Consider the following 15,642-nt stretch of genomic DNA (forward strand, 5'->3'; position numbering starts at 1 on the left):
ATGATCAAGGCAGCCCGGCTGCCTTACCATATCATCACCACACAACCTGCGGTCAGCGCTCCCATCACCAGATTGAATATCCGTCTGGCTTTCGGCTGGTTCAGCCAGCGGCCAATCATGGTGCCAAATCCGGCCCAGAGTGAGACGCAGGGAAAGCCCACCACAAAGAAAATCAGGGCGACCGCCGCCGCTGACAGCCAGTACCCATCCCCGTTCATGGTAAAGGTACTGATCGCGGTCACCGACATCATCCAGGCTTTAGGGTTAACATACTGGAACAGAGCCGCCGCGAGAAAAGGCATAGGTCTGGCGTCATTGCCTTCAGCCTGAACCCTGCCCCCGGAAGAGGCAATCTTCCAGGCCAGATACAGCAAATAGCCACTGCCCAGCCAGCGCAGGGCTTCATGCAGCACAGGGTATCGCACAAAAAGCACCCCCAGCCCAGCCGCTACCAGCAGAATCATACTCACCAGCCCCCCGCCAATGCCCAGCATGTGCGGCACAGTGCGCCAGTAACCAAAATTAGCCCCTGAGGCCGTCACCATCATATTGTTCGGCCCGGGTGTCCCGGTCATAGTGGCCGCAAATGCGGCCAGAGACATCAAAAATTGCCATTCCAGGTTCATCTGCCACTCCGTGATTCACGCCTTATTGTACCGATACAATTCCAACTTTCACTTGCTTTAACCACGCCAAAGCGGTCAAAATGCAGACTACCAAGGGTGTAATTTGCGATCAAAGGATTTATTGTCACCATGACAATCGAGATCATTCAGCAAGATTTCTTCGAAAGGTGTGACGATGGGCTGCCAAAATACCGTCGCCTGGCCGAAACCATGGCACATCTGATTGAATCCGGCCTGCTGACAGCTGGCAGCAAGCTGCCGACGCACAGAGCCATGGCCGATAAACTGCAGGTGACGGTCGGGACCATTACCCGCGCCTATGCCGAAGCCGAACGCCGGGGGCTGGTGGAAGCCAGGGTGGGAGCCGGCACTTATGTCTGCCAGAGTAACCGTCCGGGCTGGGTATTCAGTTACCCCTCTCAGGCACCCGATGAGTGCAATTTTGGCTATAACATCCCGCCTTATCTCGACAGATCAGCGCCGCTGGCACAGGCCATGCAGACACTCGCACAGCAAGCGGATCAGCTCAACCACCTGATGCTGTATCAGGATCCGCAAGGGTTGAGCGAACACAGAGACGTGATTTGCCACTGGCTCAACCGCCATGGCATTCTGCTCGACCCGGCGCGTATGCATTTCACCTCCGGCGCGCAGCATGCCATTCAGCTGGTGCTGTCTGTGTTCTGCCGCAGCGGCGATACTCTGCTGACCGAGCAAGTGGTCTATCCCGGCTTTCTCGGGCTGGCCCGTCAGATGCAGCTTAATGTCAAAGCGGTGGAAATGGATCAGCAAGGCCTGATACCCGAGAGTCTGGATACCGCCTGTCGCCTGTATCAGCCGCGGATGCTTTACTGCACGCCTACCCTGCAAAATCCGACAACGGCAGTCATGAGCCGGGAAAGGCGCGAAGCGATTCTGGCGGTGTGCCGCCGCCATCAAGTACTGGTGATTGAAGATGATGTCAATGGCCTGCTGCCTGTCGACGCCCCGCCGCCGATGGTCAACCTCGACAGTGAGCAGGTGATCCACTTCGGCAGCCTGTCTAAATGCCTCGCCCCTGGTTTACGACTGGGTTATATCCAGGTGCCGGGCAAACATCAGGACAGACTGAACACGGCGCTGCACCATCACTGCCTGATGATCAGCCCGCTGCTCAGTGCTCTGGCCTGCGAGCTGATCCACCGGGGCGATGCCGATCGGCTGCTGACCGCGATCCGGGAAGACATAGCCCAGCGAAAATTGTTGCTCGACCGCTATCTGCACTCTTATCACATTCAGCATCACGCGCAGAGCTTCCATGCCTGGCTCACCTTGCCGGATAACTGGCGGTTGAGTGATTTTGTCGCCGCAGCGCAAGCCAGAGAGGTGATAGTCAAATCGGCTGAGCTGTTTACGCCGCCGGGCAGCACCATACCCCAGGCTGTGCGTCTGGCCATCAGCGCGCCGCACAATCATGATAAACTGGAACAAGGTCTGGCAATCCTTGCTGAGCTGCTGGCTCAGGAGCCATACCCTGATTTTCCGCTGTGAGAGAGAAACTGATGCATCATTTTGAGCCCGCCGCTGGCCTGCGTAACGCCCATATACAAACCATTCTGCCGCGGATTATCCGTCGTCAGGCCCGGTTCGAGCCGCTGACAGAGCGGATTCAGACCCCGGATGATGATTTTCTCGATCTGGTCTGGACCGGCACACCGTCTCACCATCCGGCGCACAAGCCTGTCATGATCCTCTTTCACGGCCTGGAAGGCAGTTTTCGCAGCCCTTACGCCCACAGCCTGCTGTTTGCCGCCAAACAGCAGGGATGGCTGGGGGTGATGATGCATTTTCGCGGCTGCAGCGGCGAAATTAACCGTCAGGCGAGAAGCTATCATTCGGGGGAAACCTCAGACGCCACCTTTTTTATCCGCCTCCTGCGTGAGCGCTTTCCCCACAATCCCCTGCTGGCAGTCGGTGTCTCGCTGGGCGGGAACATGCTGGTCAATTATCTTGCCGAAACCGGCGCCGCGTCGGAACTCACTGCCGCTCAGGTCATCTCACCGCCCTTGGATCTGGCGGCCTGCTCTGACCGGATACAGCAAGGGTTTTCGCGTGTCTATCAGCGCTACCTGCTGGGCTCTATGAAAAAAAATGTGCTGAAAAAAATGGCGTCATTACCGGATACTCTGCCATTTCAGGCCGATCAGATTACATCGCTACGCTCGCTGCGCCAGTTTGACGATGCCGTCACCGCACCTTTGCATGGTTTCAGCAATGCCGAGGATTACTACCTGCGCTGCAGCGGACTGGGCAAACTGGCCCTGGTCACGACGCCGTTGCGGGTGATTCATGCCGCCGACGATCCCTTTATGACCAAGGCCGTGATACCCAGACAACCGCTGCCGCCGCACATTGACTATCACCTGACCCGGCATGGCGGCCACGTAGGATTTATCAGCGGCAGTTGGCGGGCGCCGAGCTTCTGGCTGGATCACACAGTGCCGGCCTGGTTCAGGGACAAACTGGGGGCATAACAAAACAACGCCTGCAAGCAGGCGTTGTTTTGTCAGTATTAACCTATCTTACCTGTGTCAATTAACTGCTGGATGAGTGGCCGCATGATCAGCTCCATCGCAAAGCTCATTTTACCGCCCGGCACCACCAGGGTATTGTGGCGCGACATAAACGATCCCTGAATCATCGCCAGCAGATACGGAAAATCCACGTTTTTGATGCCGCGAAAACGGATCACCACAAAACTCTCGTCCAGACTGGGGATCGCTTTGGCACTGACAGGGTTCGAAGTATCCACCGTCGGCACACGCTGAAAGTTGATATGGGTACGGGAGAACTGTGGCGTGATGTAATTCAGGTAATCATCCATCGAGCGAACAATGGACTCCATCACCGCCTCGCGGGAATGGCCGCGATCCCGGGTATCACGGACGATTTTCTGAATCCACTCCAGGTTAACAATAGGCACCATGCCAATCAGCAGATCCACATGCTGTGCCACGTTGACATCACCGTCCACCACACCGCCATGAAGCCCTTCATAAAACAGCAGGTCGGTATTTTCCGGCAAATCCTGCCAGGGGGTGAATGTGCCCGGCATCTGGTTATACGGCACGGCCTCGTCAAAGGTGTGCAGGTAACGGCGAAACTTGCCGCTGCCGTCTTCGCCATACTGGCGGAAAAAGTTGCCCAACTGAGCAAAGTCGTTGGCCTGCGGGCCAAAATAACTGATATGACGGCCTTGCTCTTTGGCTTTACGGATCTCCACATCCATTTCAGGACGGGTGAACCGGTGGAAACTGTCCCCTTCCAGCCAGGCCGCATGAATGTTCAACATGTTAAACATTTTACGGAAGGCTTCTGAGGTGGTGGACGTTCCTGCTCCGGAGGAACCTGTTACTGCAATGATCGGGTGTTTTGCAGACATGACATACCTTGTCGTTAATCCTAACGGAATCAGTTAGTAACAGGGCCAGAGAAAGCAGTCAAGTTTCACGGGCCCGTTCATCGGCGTCAGCTTCCGTTTTCTGCTGCCGCTTTTCATTATGGCAGCTTTATTCTGCGCTCAGTGAACGGCGCAGTTTAATATCAACCGTCTCATGGAGTTCAGAGAACATAATCACGGCCTCGCCGCTGTCCAGTTGCTGTCTGACTCTGGCGACTTTCTGCTCCAGACTCAGCTCGCGTTCGCCATAGTCCGTGCCTTCGCGCAGAACAAAGTGTTCTATCAAATTATCGAGTGTCTCGGGATCCAATTCTTGCCAGGGGATGATCATACTACTCACCGAAAAATAAGGGGGAAAACCGGCACGGCTTTCCCGAAACACCATTAAGCGGCGACGATTTCATAAGAATGTGTCAGCGTGACACCTTTGCCCAGCATCAGGCACACAGAGCAATATTTTTCCAGCGAATCACCGACCGCTTTGGCCACCAGCGCTTCATCAAGATCATGGCCTGTCACCACGAAATGCAGATTGACCGAGGTAAAATAACGCGGTGCCTGCTCGCGGCGCTCTGAGGTCATGTTTGCTTCGCAGGCCGTGATGGCCTGGCCGGCACTTTTCAGGCCGTCGACCACATCGACGGAGCTGCAACCGCCCGCTGCCATCAGCACCAGTTCCATCGGACTCGGTGCCGTATTGCCGCCGTTGCCGTCCATGACCACACTGTGGCCCGAGTTTGACTGGCCGACAAAAGTCAAACCTTCTACCCATTTAACACGTGATTGCATGCGATGCTCCTTACTACTCAAACCCGCATTTAAAAACTAAGTCACAACTGTGTGATCATGTGCACAGTAAAGCGTCCAAAATGTGCATTTATCGTCACCCAATATCAAGCAATGCGTGTCGAAAAAAGTTAAACTCTTGGACTGAATGTTCACATGCGCTTGCAGCCCAGCCGTTGACTGAATATCCTAGTTGGCAAACAATGATATTGTTATACCCAACCCCAATTCAAGGAATGACGTTGTTGGGCAACACACTGCAGAGGAAGTTAGTAATATGGTTCCAGGTAAACCGCAAACAGATCCAACCTTGGAGTGGTTCCTTTCTCATTGCCACATTCATAAGTACCCTTCAAAGAGTACACTGATCCATGCTGGCGAGAAAGCAGAGACCCTCTACTACATCGTTAAAGGCTCCGTTGCCGTTCTTATCAAGGACGAAGAAGGCAAAGAGATGATTCTGTCCTACCTCAACCAGGGCGACTTCATCGGTGAGCTTGGCCTGTTTGAAGAAGGCCAGGAGCGTACTGCCTGGGTTCGTGCAAAAACACCATGTGAAGTGGCAGAGATTTCCTTTAAGAAATTCCGTCAGCTGATCCAGGTCAACCCGGATATTCTGATGCGACTGTCTGCTCAGATGGCTCGCCGTCTGCAAGTCACCAGCCAGAAAGTTGGCGACCTGGCGTTCCTGGATGTTACCGGTCGTATTGCCCAGACACTGCTGAATCTGGCCAAACAACCTGATGCCATGACCCACCCGGACGGCATGCAGATCAAAATCACCCGTCAGGAAATCGGCCAGATCGTAGGCTGTTCCCGTGAAACCGTTGGCCGCATCCTCAAGATGCTGGAAGAGCAGAACCTGATTTCTGCCCACGGCAAAACCATAGTGGTTTACGGCACTCGCTGATCACTCAGCTGTGATGCAGCCAATGTGAGTATAAGAAAAGCCGCCAGTGCGGCTTTTCTTGCATTTGCACACCCTCCCCCGGCTTTGCATCGTGTTCCTCTAGTCACCTCACAGTTTTTCAGTTGCCTTCCTCATTCCTATTGCTACATTTGGCATATCAGTTTTATGTGGATGCAGCGATATGGATATCGAACGTTTTGCCCCGAATGCGCAGCACAGCCAGGTGCCAACCCGCCCTGTGGTCACTATGGGCCGCTTCCTCACAGCATCAGTGGAAATGACAGGGTTTCAGTCACCCCGTCAGTTACTGGAACAGGAAGCCGGTCTGCACGCCGGGATCCTGAGTCGTGACAACGATGCCTGGGTGCTGCCTTTGGATCAGCAGCACTGACACCAACAGCCTGACCTAAAAAAACAGCGACCAAAGGCCGCTGTTTAAGGTGTTTTTCAGTCAGGCTGAATCACATATTGGTACTTTCGAAGATTTTGTCGGCTGACGCTTCGACAAAGCCCGGATAGAGTTCCCCGTCTGCCTGATGGTAGCGCTTGGCGAACTCATAAAAACCACCGGGAATTGTGCGAACACCGTCGGTGAAGGACACATCAACACGGTCAGCCATAGTGGATGACTGCTCCAGCATCACTGCCGGATTGCCTTTCACTTCGCCGCCGGCTTCATTAATGCTGAACCCGTTGTGGCGCAGCAAGCTGTTAACCGCCGCCACTTCCGTGAACTGCTCCAGCTGATTGACGCTTACCGTAAAGTGATTGGCGCCGTAACCGTGAGCGGCCACCCAGCCGGCATACTCGCTTTCCGCGGCCAGCATTTCATAGGTCGCAAAATCCAGCTCCCACAAACGGCCGTTATAGAGGAAAGACGCATCATCCATTGCACCGTCAGGGATCTGCTTTACCAGCGCACGCACCGTGTTCTGCAGTTGTGCAGAGCACTGACCAACCAGCAGTTCACTGATAAACACTTTCGGGGCAGCCGGATTCGGGTGCTCGAAGTGCTCCGCGTACAGTTTCTTCTGCTCGAAATGGTAGGTGCCGCACGGCTTGTAGCCAATGGCGATAAAAGGTGCAGCCAGAACATCCAGACTGACACCAGGCAGATTAAAGGTACGCAACGCAATATGATCATTCTGCAGAGGCTCTTCCTCTGTCAGCAGATCGTGTACCTGCGCCGCCGACGGACAAAGACGGGTAGTAAAGTCCTGCCACAGGGCATCAAACAATTTTTCCACTCTTTCCATGATGCGGTTCCCCTTCGAAAATACGGGTTAAGTATGAATTACAGTTGGATCCCTGGAGACAGCTGTGCCGGCAATTCGGTTGCCTCACCTTCCATAGATGCCATTGGGTATGCACAGTAATCCGCAGCGTAGTAAGCACTCGGACGCAAATTACCCGAGGCACCCGGACCACCGAACGGCGCATCGCCGCTGGCACCGGTCAACTGGCGGTTACGGTTGACGACGCCCGCACGGATATGATCGATAAAGTATTCCCACTCACTGTCGTCAGTAGAAACCAGACCGGCTGACAAGCCGTAACGGGTATTGTTCGCCATCTCGACCGCCTGAGGCAGTTCCTGATAACGCGCCACCTGCAGCAGCGGCCCGAAGTATTCTTCATCCGGCAGTTCGGCTATCTTGCTGACTTCAATGATGCCCGGAGTCACTATGGCGCCCTGGCCGCGATCGGCTTTCAGCAGCGGCTCGCCGCCCATAGCAATCAGACGCTCCTGGGCTGCCACGATATTATCGGCAGCCAGAGTCGAAATTTGCGGGCCCATGAAAGGTTGCGGCTCGGCAAACGGACCGTCCACCTTAATGGCTTTGGCCGCTTCGACCAGCGCCGTAACCAGTGCATCACCTTCTGCCCCTTCAGGGACATAGAGGCGACGGGCACAGGTACAACGCTGTCCGGCACTGATGAAAGCCGACTGGATAATGGTGTACACAGTAGACTTCAGATCACCGTACGCCTTGGAGATAACCATAGGGTTGTTGCCGCCCATCTCCAGCGCCAGCATTTTACCCGGCTGGCCGGCAAACTGACGGTGCAGGATATGACCTGTATTGGCGCTGCCGGTAAACAGCAGACCGTCAATACCGGCAGACTGTGCCAGGGCTTCACCGGTTGCACGTGCACCCTGAACCAGATTAAGCACACCGGCTGGCAGACCCGCCTGCTCCCATAATCTGATGGTTTCTTCCGCCACTTTTGGCGTCAGATCAGAAGGCTTAAACACCACGGTGTTCCCCGCCAGCAGCGCAGGTACAATATGTCCATTTGGCAGGTGGCCGGGGAAATTATACGGACCGAATACCGCCATCACGCCCAGCGGACGGTGACGCAGTACGGCTTTGGTGCCAGCCACGTCTTTTTCACGCTCACCGGTACGCTCATTGTAAGCACGCAGAGAAATCGCAATCTTACCCACCATGGCACCGGCTTCAGTGCGCGTTTCCCACAGCGGTTTGCCGGTTTCTTCGGCGATAGTGCGGGCAATGTGCTCGCTGTTGTCTTTGACCAGGGCAGCGAAGCACTCAACGATAGCCTGACGCTCTTCCAGGCGGGTATGACGCCAGGTAACCAGTGCCTGACGTGCGCTGGCCACAGCCTGCTCAACCTGCTCGGTTGTGGCACTCTTACCTTCCCAGATCACTTCACCGCTGAATGGGTTCAGCGACTGCATCGCTTCGCCCTGACCGGCTTGCCAGTTGCCTGCAATCCATTGTGTCATTTTGTATTCCACCCTAGTTATTGAGCAATCAGGCGAACCTGATCCCCGTTTTTCACTTCTAACACCTTGGCCATTTCCGGAGAAATGATGGCCAGATTACGTTCACCATCCAGTGCCGCTTTACCTACCGTTGCACGGAAACCGGCAAAACGGGTATTACTGATGATGTAATTATGCGAGCTGTGATGTTCGCCGATCTCAACCGTACAGCGCTGAGATGCACGGACCGACTCAATATGGCGAAGATCGCACTCCACCGTGGGGCCGGCATCAAAAATATCGACATAGCCACGGTTGACGAAACCTTCCGCTTCCAGCAATTTTAGCGCCGGGCGCGTATTGTCGTGCACCTGTCCAATCACGGCCTGGGCCTCTTTGCTCAGCAGGTTGACGTAAATGGGCAATTTCGGCATCAGATCGGCAATAAATTCTTTCTTGCCGATACCTGTCAGGTAATCGGCTTCGACGAAATCAATCGAGAAAAAGTGCTCTTTCAGCCATTCCCAGAACGGGGAATTTCCCTGCTCATCTGATACACCGCGCATTTCGGCAATCACAGTGTCAGAAAAACGGTGGCTGTGCTCGGCCAGCATAAGGAAACGGCACTTGGACAGCAGCTTTCCGTTCAGTCCCTGACGCCACTGAGGGCGCAGGAATAAGGTGCACAGTTCACTCACACCCGTGTAGTCATTACCGAACGTCAGTACCTTCAGCACTTTGTGCACATCCAGATGATGTGAATTATGGACCAGGGTGCTGAGGTGATAAGTATAGAATGGGTTATCCAGTCCGACTGCCGCTTCCAGGGCGGTCGTACCAGCAATTTCGCCTGTCTCAGTGTCTTCCGCCACCATGAGGTAGCCTTCCGGACCCGGTGCAGTGACGTCTTTATTAAAGCTTTCCACTGAATGCGCGATCCGATTGCTGAGGATCTCCTCATTAACCGGCAATGATGTGAAGCCGTGACCTGATTCGTCGGCGCACATCATCAGTGCAGGTAAATCAGCTTTTGTAATTGGACGTATAACCAGCATCGAACTCCCTCCTGATGCAGGTAGCAACACAGGTTGCTAACTCTGAATATCTGTAATTTCTTTCTCTTCTAAAAACTACCCCGGGCGACACCCGGGGCAGCAAGCAGGGCAAGCTATTGTGCCTGCCCTTGTCTTATTATTGGTTGTAAAGCTTGGCGATGGCACGTTCCAGACGGGCCAGACCTTCTTCGACATCCGATTTTTCAATCACCAGAGAAGGCGTGAAACGCACGACATTGGTACCGGCTACCAGCACCATCAGACCTTCTTCACCAGCAGCCAGTAGCACATCACGTGCACGGCCCTGCCACTCAGCATTCAGTGCAGCGCCCAGCAACAGGCCTTTACCGCGTACTTCAGCGAAGATAGGGTACTGAGCATTGATTTTCTCAATCCCGTCGCGGAACCATTGCTCACGCTCTTTAACACCGGCCAGTACTTCCGGCTTGCTGACTTCGTCAACCACAGCTTCTGCCACGGCACAGGCCAGCGGGTTACCGCCGTAAGTCGAACCGTGAGTACCGATTTTCAGGTGCTGTGCCAGCTCAGTGGTGGTCAGCATGGCACCAATCGGGAAGCCGCCACCCAGCGATTTCGCTGTGCTCAGGATGTCAGGCGTCACGCCCAGACCCTGATACGCATAGAATTCACCGGTACGGCCGTTACCTGTTTGTACTTCATCGAAAACCAGCAGCGCGTTGTGCTTGTCACACAACTCACGCACACCCTGGATAAATTCCTGAGTCGGAGAGACGATACCGCCTTCGCCTTGCAGCGGCTCCATCATGACAGCACAGGTGCGGTCAGAGATGTGTGCTGCCAGCGCGTCCAGATCGTTGTAAGGCAGGTGTGTGACCGCCTGAGGCTTAGGACCGAAACCGTCAGAGTATGCCGCCTGGCCACCTACGGTCACAGTGAAAAAAGTACGGCCGTGGAAACCTTGTTTAAAGGCGATGATTTCATCTTTTTCCGGACCGAATTTGTCGGCGGCATAACGGCGCGCCAGTTTCAGTGCAGCTTCGTTCGCTTCAGCACCAGAGTTGGCAAAGAAGACTTTCTCGGCAAAGCTGACTTCCGTCAGTTTTTTCGCCAGGCGCAGTGCCGGCTCATTGGTCATGACGTTGCTCAGGTGCCAAATTTTCTCACCCTGCTCTTTCAGTGCTGACACCATAGCCGGGTGGCAATGGCCCAAGCAGCTCACCGCGATACCACCGGCGAAATCGATGTACTCACGATCATCCTGGTCCCACACACGGGCACCTTTACCTTTCACCGGGATGATTTGCATTGGGGCATAACAAGGTACCATGACCTCATCAAAGGTTTGACGTCCTACTTTTTGATCCGTCGCCATTATACTTTCCTTCTGTGTATATCGCTTTGCGCATAGTATTTACATAATTTTAACCGATTCCAATAGCAGAAAATGTTTTTCCTTTGCGGAAAGTGCGTCATATAACTGCGATGGATACATATTTATGCGCGAGTAAGGAAAACTTATTAAGACGATTTTAAGGAAAGGTGTTTTTCCCTGTAGGAATCAATGCCCCTGTTCATGATTTGGCCAAATGCATAAGCTTGCGACAAAGGCCGGATGAATATTTTTCAGTCAATGTTAAGAAAAGTGATGCAGATCGCGCTTGTGAGACAGCCAAAATCGCTAAAAACACCCATTAGAAAGACTAATGGCTCATTAGCCAAGCCACATTTGACAAGGCCTGGCAGCGAAAAAAGAGAAAGAAAGGGGCAGATAACAAGAGAGGTAAAAGCCGGTTTCAGCGACGCAGAAAATTAGCCAGCAGCTGATGACCCTGCTCAGTAAGAATACTTTCCGGGTGGAACTGAACACCTTCCAGCGGCAAAGTGCGATGGCTGATGCCCATAATCTCATCCGGCTTGCCGTCTTTTTCTGTCCATGCCGTGACTTCGAAACAGTCAGGTAAGCTATCGGCCTGCACCACCAGCGAGTGATAACGGGTCACCGTCAGGGGATTATTCAGACCGCAAAACACACTGTGGTTATTGTGTCGCACCGGGGAGGTTTTGCCGTGCATAACCTGCCGGGCGCGCACGACTTTGGCGCCAAAGACCTGCGCCATCGACTGATGTCCCAGGCAGACTCCCAGGATCGGCAGTTTGCCAGCAAAATGAGCAATCGCCGCCAGGGAAATACCGGCATCATCCGGGGTACACGGGCCAGGGGAGATCACCAGATGGGACGGCGCCAGCGCAGCAATCCCCGCCAGATCTATCTCATCATTACGGACCACCTTCACCTCAGCACCCAGCTCACAGAAATACTGGTACAGGTTGTAGGTAAAAGAGTCGTAATTATCAATGATCAACAGCATAAGTCTCCCTGCCCTGGCAAAATCGGCGCCCTATTTTGCAACAGGGAGGGAGAAAGGCAAGCAGGATTGCCTCCTGCCGGCCTTTTTAGCGCCAAAAGCGCAGGATCAGTGCTTCATCTGACAGCTGTCACCGTTATACACAGCTTTCAGGCGGCCGGTTAAGCGCAGCGGCGCGTAGCTGCAAGGCACTTCGAACACCCCGTAAGCCAGCAGGCTCAGGCTCACCTGATCGCCGGCAGCAATGCCGACATGGTTTAAGAACACATTGTCCTCCCGGTAGCGACGCTGCTTGCCCGGCATCAGCCATGTTTGTGTACTGTCCCAGTACCAGCGATTGAATACCGGATAAACGGGATGGGCACTCTTGTTTTTGAACGTCAGCTGAAACCGGCGCGGATCAGGCTGTGCATAGCGCAGGCTGACCACCACAGGATCATGGTCTGAGGCAGAAAAGGGCCCGGCCGATTTCACCAGATCCCCTGTGTGCTTATCTGAGTACTCAAACAAACTACTTTCGACCGAATTGATGTGCCACTCTTCAATACCCGCCACTTTCCCGGCCAGCGACAGGTTAGCCAGTGCGTGATCCAAACTGCCCAGCTCTCCCTCATAGCTGTAGGAATAAGCCGGCACGTCGTGGCCTTTGTCGGCCAGATTCACCAGGCCCAGCCCTTTGCCTGCTTCCACACCGTGCTCATGCAGCACTTTACCGGCTACCGAAGTGCCGGAAGCCGACAGTATCTTGCGCTCTGCACTGGCCGGATCATAGTCAGTCAGAATGCGGATAGGATCTTCCTTGGCGTACGCATTCATATCACCCAGCACCAGCAGATCACCCTCGATATTTTTCAGTGTCTCAGCCAGTACCATAGCGGCAGAGACCCGGAACGCATTACAGTGGCCCTGTAAATCAGCCGGATCGCTGTCAAATTCACCCCTGACCCAATCTTCGTAGCAACCTGAGCCTTTGGATTTCAGGTGATTCACCACCACGGTCAATGGCTGCGCGTCCGCCGCGCCTTGCACCGCGAAAGTCTGCATCAGGCTGTCACGCTGGTACTTATCCAGCTGTTTCGTCTCGCCCTGAGGACTCTCACCGGACAAGTGCTGCTCCGGCATCCGAATGACCTGCGCCGCTGACGCCGGCTGTACTTTGCCCGGACGGTAAATCAGCGCCACTGTGATGGCATCCGAGCCCAGAAACCGGCCCTGGTGCATGTCAGCCTGCTCAATAGTGATGAAGCTGTAGTGATCCGCCGGATCACTGAACTGCTGGTTCAGCGTGGTGACCAGATTGGCCAGCGCACTGTCATCACCAAAACCGTTATTTTCCACTTCCATGATACCGACGATATCGGCATTCATGGCAGTCAGCGCATTGACTATCTTGCTGCGCTGCAGCTGGAAATCACTCAGGGTGTTGGCACCACGGTTGCAGCCATTGGCCGCATCGGCATCGGCCTGATCTTTACACATCGCATTCAGCGCGCCGCCTATGTCACTGTCGCTGGTAAAGAAATTAAGCACATTGAAACTGGCGGCTTTCAGCTGCGTATCCGGCACCGCCTGCGGGGCCGGGGTACGATCGTCATGGTGGATAAAATCCGCTGCCGACAGGGTGTTAGTGGGCAGCAGACGGTACTCGCCGTAGCTGTAGCCAATCACCCCTTCAAGATTCACGACTGTGTCGCCCACCCGAATATAGCCCTGCTCGGCATCCAGTGCCGGAAAATAAGGCATCACGCCATCCGGCGCCTTGGCATCAGTATCAATGTAGAGCTGATTGCGGTCATTCGCCGCCGCCAGTGCTTTGGCTTGCTCGCTGCCGGCCACATAGAGCTGAGTGGGTTTCATTAGCGGCGCAGCGTGTGACAGCACCATATTGTTACGGTACGAGGAGTAATCGAAACCAAAATTGCGGGTCACTTTCAGCTGACTGTCTGTTACCAGCCGGACACGCATGCCTTCATAGCGCTCCATGGCATCAGCCAGCTGCTCACCGTCTCTGACGCTAATGGCAACAGGTGCCGGTACAACGCCCGGCGCTTCGATCACCAGCTTGTCCTGCTCGGCCAGCAACTGCGTCAGGTCGTAGTGTTCTTTAACCCTGGCTTTGAGACACACCGTCATTCCCGGCTGCACATCCGCCGCCACCTTAGTGCCGGTGTAGACAAAGATACCGTCAGAAGTGTCAGGGTTGTCATCACCCTGCGGATCCTGCATGAAGAAGCCTTTATAGAGGCTGTCCGTTTTGGCCGTCACCACCCCGCGCACGTAATAGGCCTCTGAGCTGGTGTACTGGCCGTCAGGGATCACTGGGCTCTTGAGGCCGTCTCCCTGAAGCTGATAAATCGGGGTCAGGGTTTGCGTGTCACAGCTAAAGGTGTCGGCCATTGCCTGCACAGGCAATAAGCCCACGGCAGCCGCCAATGGCAAAAGTGTGGTTCGTAGCATGTCTGCAATCCTTTACATTTATTGAGAGCTATATCTAAAAAGGAATGCATTATTTAACACTTATACATCTCATAAATGTGACAGCATTAACAAACACTACACATATGCACCATGTGACGCCATTTTAGTGATCTTACTCTAAAAAACAGCAGAGGTAATTGGCGGTAAACGGACACAAAAAAAGCAGAAGGTGCTGCCTTCTGCTTACATTTGTACGCTTAATGAGATTTATGATTAAGGGCGGGCAACAAAACCCACGGCCTGGTAAACCTTCTTCAGCACCTCGGCGGCACGTGCAGAGGCTTTCTCAGCACCGGTTTTCATCACCTGATCCAGGAAAGCGCGATCTTCACGGTATGCGTGATAGCGCGCCTGAAGCGGCTCCAGCATCGCCACCACCGCTTCGGCGGTATCTTTCTTCAGATGGCCGTACATTTTATCGCTGTACTCGGCTTCAATGTCGGCCAGGCTCTTGCCTGTCACACCCGACATGATACCCATCAGGTTCGACACCCCAGGTTTATTTTCGATATCAAACACCACACGTGGCGGCTCTTCAGAATCGGTTACCGCACGCTTGATCTTCTTGGTGATCACTTTCGGGTCTTCCAGCAGACCAATCACATTGTTGCGGTTGTCGTCTGACTTGGACATCTTCTTCAGCGGATCCTGCAGGCTCATTACACGCGCGCCAACTGGCGGAATGTAAGGCTCAGGCACCACAAAAGTATCGCCATACAGATTGTTGAAGCGAATCGCGATGTCACGAGCCAGCTCCAGGTGCTGCTTCTGATCATTGCCCACAGGCACCTGATGCGCGCCGTACAGCAGGATATCTGCCGCCATCAGCACAGGATAAGAGAACAGGCCGGCATTGATGTTTTCCGAATGGCGCTGTGATTTGTCTTTAAACTGCGTCATACGGTTCAGCTCACCCATCTGGGTGTAGCAGTTCAGCACCCAGGCCAGCTGAGCATGCTCACGGGCATGCGACTGAACGAACAAGGTGCTCTTTTCCGGGCTGACGCCCACCGCCAGACACAACGCCAGCGCATCCAGCGTGGCTTCACGCAGCGCTGCCGGGTCCTGGCGGACTGTGATGGCATGCAGGTCCACCACACAGTAGTGGCAGTTGTACTCATCCTGCATTTGTTCCCACTGACGCAGCGCACCCATGTAGTTACCAATACTTAACTCACCGGAAGGCTGTACGCCACTAAATACAATGGGTTTACTCATGATGGGATATTCCTGTTTGTCCTAAACATATCCGGCGGCACCTATGCCGCC

Annotated in this window: 15 protein-coding genes; 4 read left to right on the top strand and 11 right to left on the bottom strand. The window is 54.2% G+C overall.

Features of this window, described 5'->3' with window-relative positions:
- Nucleotides 1–23 precede the first annotated feature (23 nt).
- Complete coding sequence (locus L6J37_RS09365; RefSeq protein WP_192015920.1) at nucleotides 24–626, bottom strand: LysE family translocator; 603 nt, start codon at nucleotides 624–626, stop codon at nucleotides 24–26.
- Between the two features lie 129 nt (nucleotides 627–755).
- Here L6J37_RS09365 and L6J37_RS09370 point away from each other — a divergent pair, with 129 nt between their 5' ends.
- A complete protein-coding gene (locus L6J37_RS09370; RefSeq protein ID WP_237794865.1) occupies nucleotides 756–2,156 on the top strand; it encodes an aminotransferase-like domain-containing protein in 1,401 nt (466 codons plus the stop codon).
- Between the two features lie 11 nt (nucleotides 2,157–2,167).
- A complete protein-coding gene (locus L6J37_RS09375; RefSeq protein WP_192015922.1) occupies nucleotides 2,168–3,139 on the top strand; it encodes a hydrolase in 972 nt (323 codons plus the stop codon).
- 38 nt (nucleotides 3,140–3,177) lie between these two features.
- On the opposite strand, the gene L6J37_RS09380 is transcribed toward L6J37_RS09375, so the two are convergent.
- The 3 genes from L6J37_RS09380 to L6J37_RS09390 all read right to left on the bottom strand — a co-directional run bounded on the left by L6J37_RS09380 (nucleotide 3,178) and on the right by L6J37_RS09390 (nucleotide 4,854).
- Nucleotides 3,178–4,047: a phosphoribulokinase gene (locus L6J37_RS09380; protein ID WP_027250653.1), complete on the bottom strand. Its 870-nt coding sequence runs from the start codon at nucleotides 4,045–4,047 to the stop codon at nucleotides 3,178–3,180.
- 127 nt (nucleotides 4,048–4,174) lie between these two features.
- Nucleotides 4,175–4,396, bottom strand: a complete 222-nt coding sequence (locus L6J37_RS09385; RefSeq protein WP_192015923.1) for a YheU family protein — start codon at nucleotides 4,394–4,396, stop codon at nucleotides 4,175–4,177.
- A gap of 53 nt (nucleotides 4,397–4,449) precedes the next feature.
- Nucleotides 4,450–4,854: an OsmC family protein gene (locus L6J37_RS09390; protein WP_027250651.1), complete on the bottom strand. Its 405-nt coding sequence runs from the start codon at nucleotides 4,852–4,854 to the stop codon at nucleotides 4,450–4,452.
- A 274-nt stretch (nucleotides 4,855–5,128) separates the two neighbouring features.
- On the opposite strand from L6J37_RS09390, the gene crp reads away from it, so the two are divergent.
- Entirely contained in the window at nucleotides 5,129–5,761 is a 633-nt protein-coding gene (gene crp / locus L6J37_RS09395) for a cAMP-activated global transcriptional regulator CRP (RefSeq protein WP_027250650.1), read from the top strand.
- Nucleotides 5,762–5,942: 181 nt separating this feature from the next.
- Nucleotides 5,943–6,152 carry a hypothetical protein gene (locus tag L6J37_RS09400; protein WP_237794866.1) on the top strand — a complete coding sequence of 70 codons (210 nt, stop codon included), beginning with the start codon at nucleotides 5,943–5,945 and terminating at the stop codon, nucleotides 6,150–6,152.
- A 70-nt stretch (nucleotides 6,153–6,222) separates the two neighbouring features.
- On the opposite strand, the gene L6J37_RS09405 is transcribed toward L6J37_RS09400, so the two are convergent.
- The 7 genes from L6J37_RS09405 to trpS all read right to left on the bottom strand — a co-directional run bounded on the left by L6J37_RS09405 (nucleotide 6,223) and on the right by trpS (nucleotide 15,591).
- The gene (locus L6J37_RS09405; RefSeq protein WP_237794867.1) at nucleotides 6,223–7,017 is read right to left on the bottom strand and encodes a DUF1338 domain-containing protein; all 795 of its coding nucleotides are present in this window, start codon (nucleotides 7,015–7,017) and stop codon (nucleotides 6,223–6,225) included.
- A gap of 38 nt (nucleotides 7,018–7,055) precedes the next feature.
- Nucleotides 7,056–8,513 carry a succinylglutamate-semialdehyde dehydrogenase gene (astD, locus tag L6J37_RS09410; RefSeq protein ID WP_237794868.1) on the bottom strand — a complete coding sequence of 486 codons (1,458 nt, stop codon included), beginning with the start codon at nucleotides 8,511–8,513 and terminating at the stop codon, nucleotides 7,056–7,058.
- 17 nt (nucleotides 8,514–8,530) lie between these two features.
- Complete coding sequence (gene astA, locus L6J37_RS09415; RefSeq protein WP_027250646.1) at nucleotides 8,531–9,547, bottom strand: arginine N-succinyltransferase; 1,017 nt, start codon at nucleotides 9,545–9,547, stop codon at nucleotides 8,531–8,533.
- 136 nt (nucleotides 9,548–9,683) lie between these two features.
- The gene (locus L6J37_RS09420) at nucleotides 9,684–10,901 is read right to left on the bottom strand and encodes an aspartate aminotransferase family protein (RefSeq protein ID WP_192015928.1); all 1,218 of its coding nucleotides are present in this window, start codon (nucleotides 10,899–10,901) and stop codon (nucleotides 9,684–9,686) included.
- 421 nt (nucleotides 10,902–11,322) lie between these two features.
- Nucleotides 11,323–11,898: an aminodeoxychorismate/anthranilate synthase component II gene (locus L6J37_RS09425; protein WP_192015929.1), complete on the bottom strand. Its 576-nt coding sequence runs from the start codon at nucleotides 11,896–11,898 to the stop codon at nucleotides 11,323–11,325.
- A gap of 105 nt (nucleotides 11,899–12,003) precedes the next feature.
- Nucleotides 12,004–14,352, bottom strand: a complete 2,349-nt coding sequence (locus L6J37_RS09430; protein WP_237794869.1) for an ExeM/NucH family extracellular endonuclease — start codon at nucleotides 14,350–14,352, stop codon at nucleotides 12,004–12,006.
- Nucleotides 14,353–14,586: 234 nt separating this feature from the next.
- Nucleotides 14,587–15,591: a tryptophan--tRNA ligase gene (gene trpS, locus L6J37_RS09435; protein ID WP_237794871.1), complete on the bottom strand. Its 1,005-nt coding sequence runs from the start codon at nucleotides 15,589–15,591 to the stop codon at nucleotides 14,587–14,589.
- Nucleotides 15,592–15,642: the final 51 nt, after the last annotated feature.

The sequence above is a fragment of the Photobacterium sp. WH77 genome (genome assembly GCF_022014395.1).
GTDB lineage: Bacteria > Pseudomonadota > Gammaproteobacteria > Enterobacterales > Vibrionaceae > Photobacterium > Photobacterium arenosum.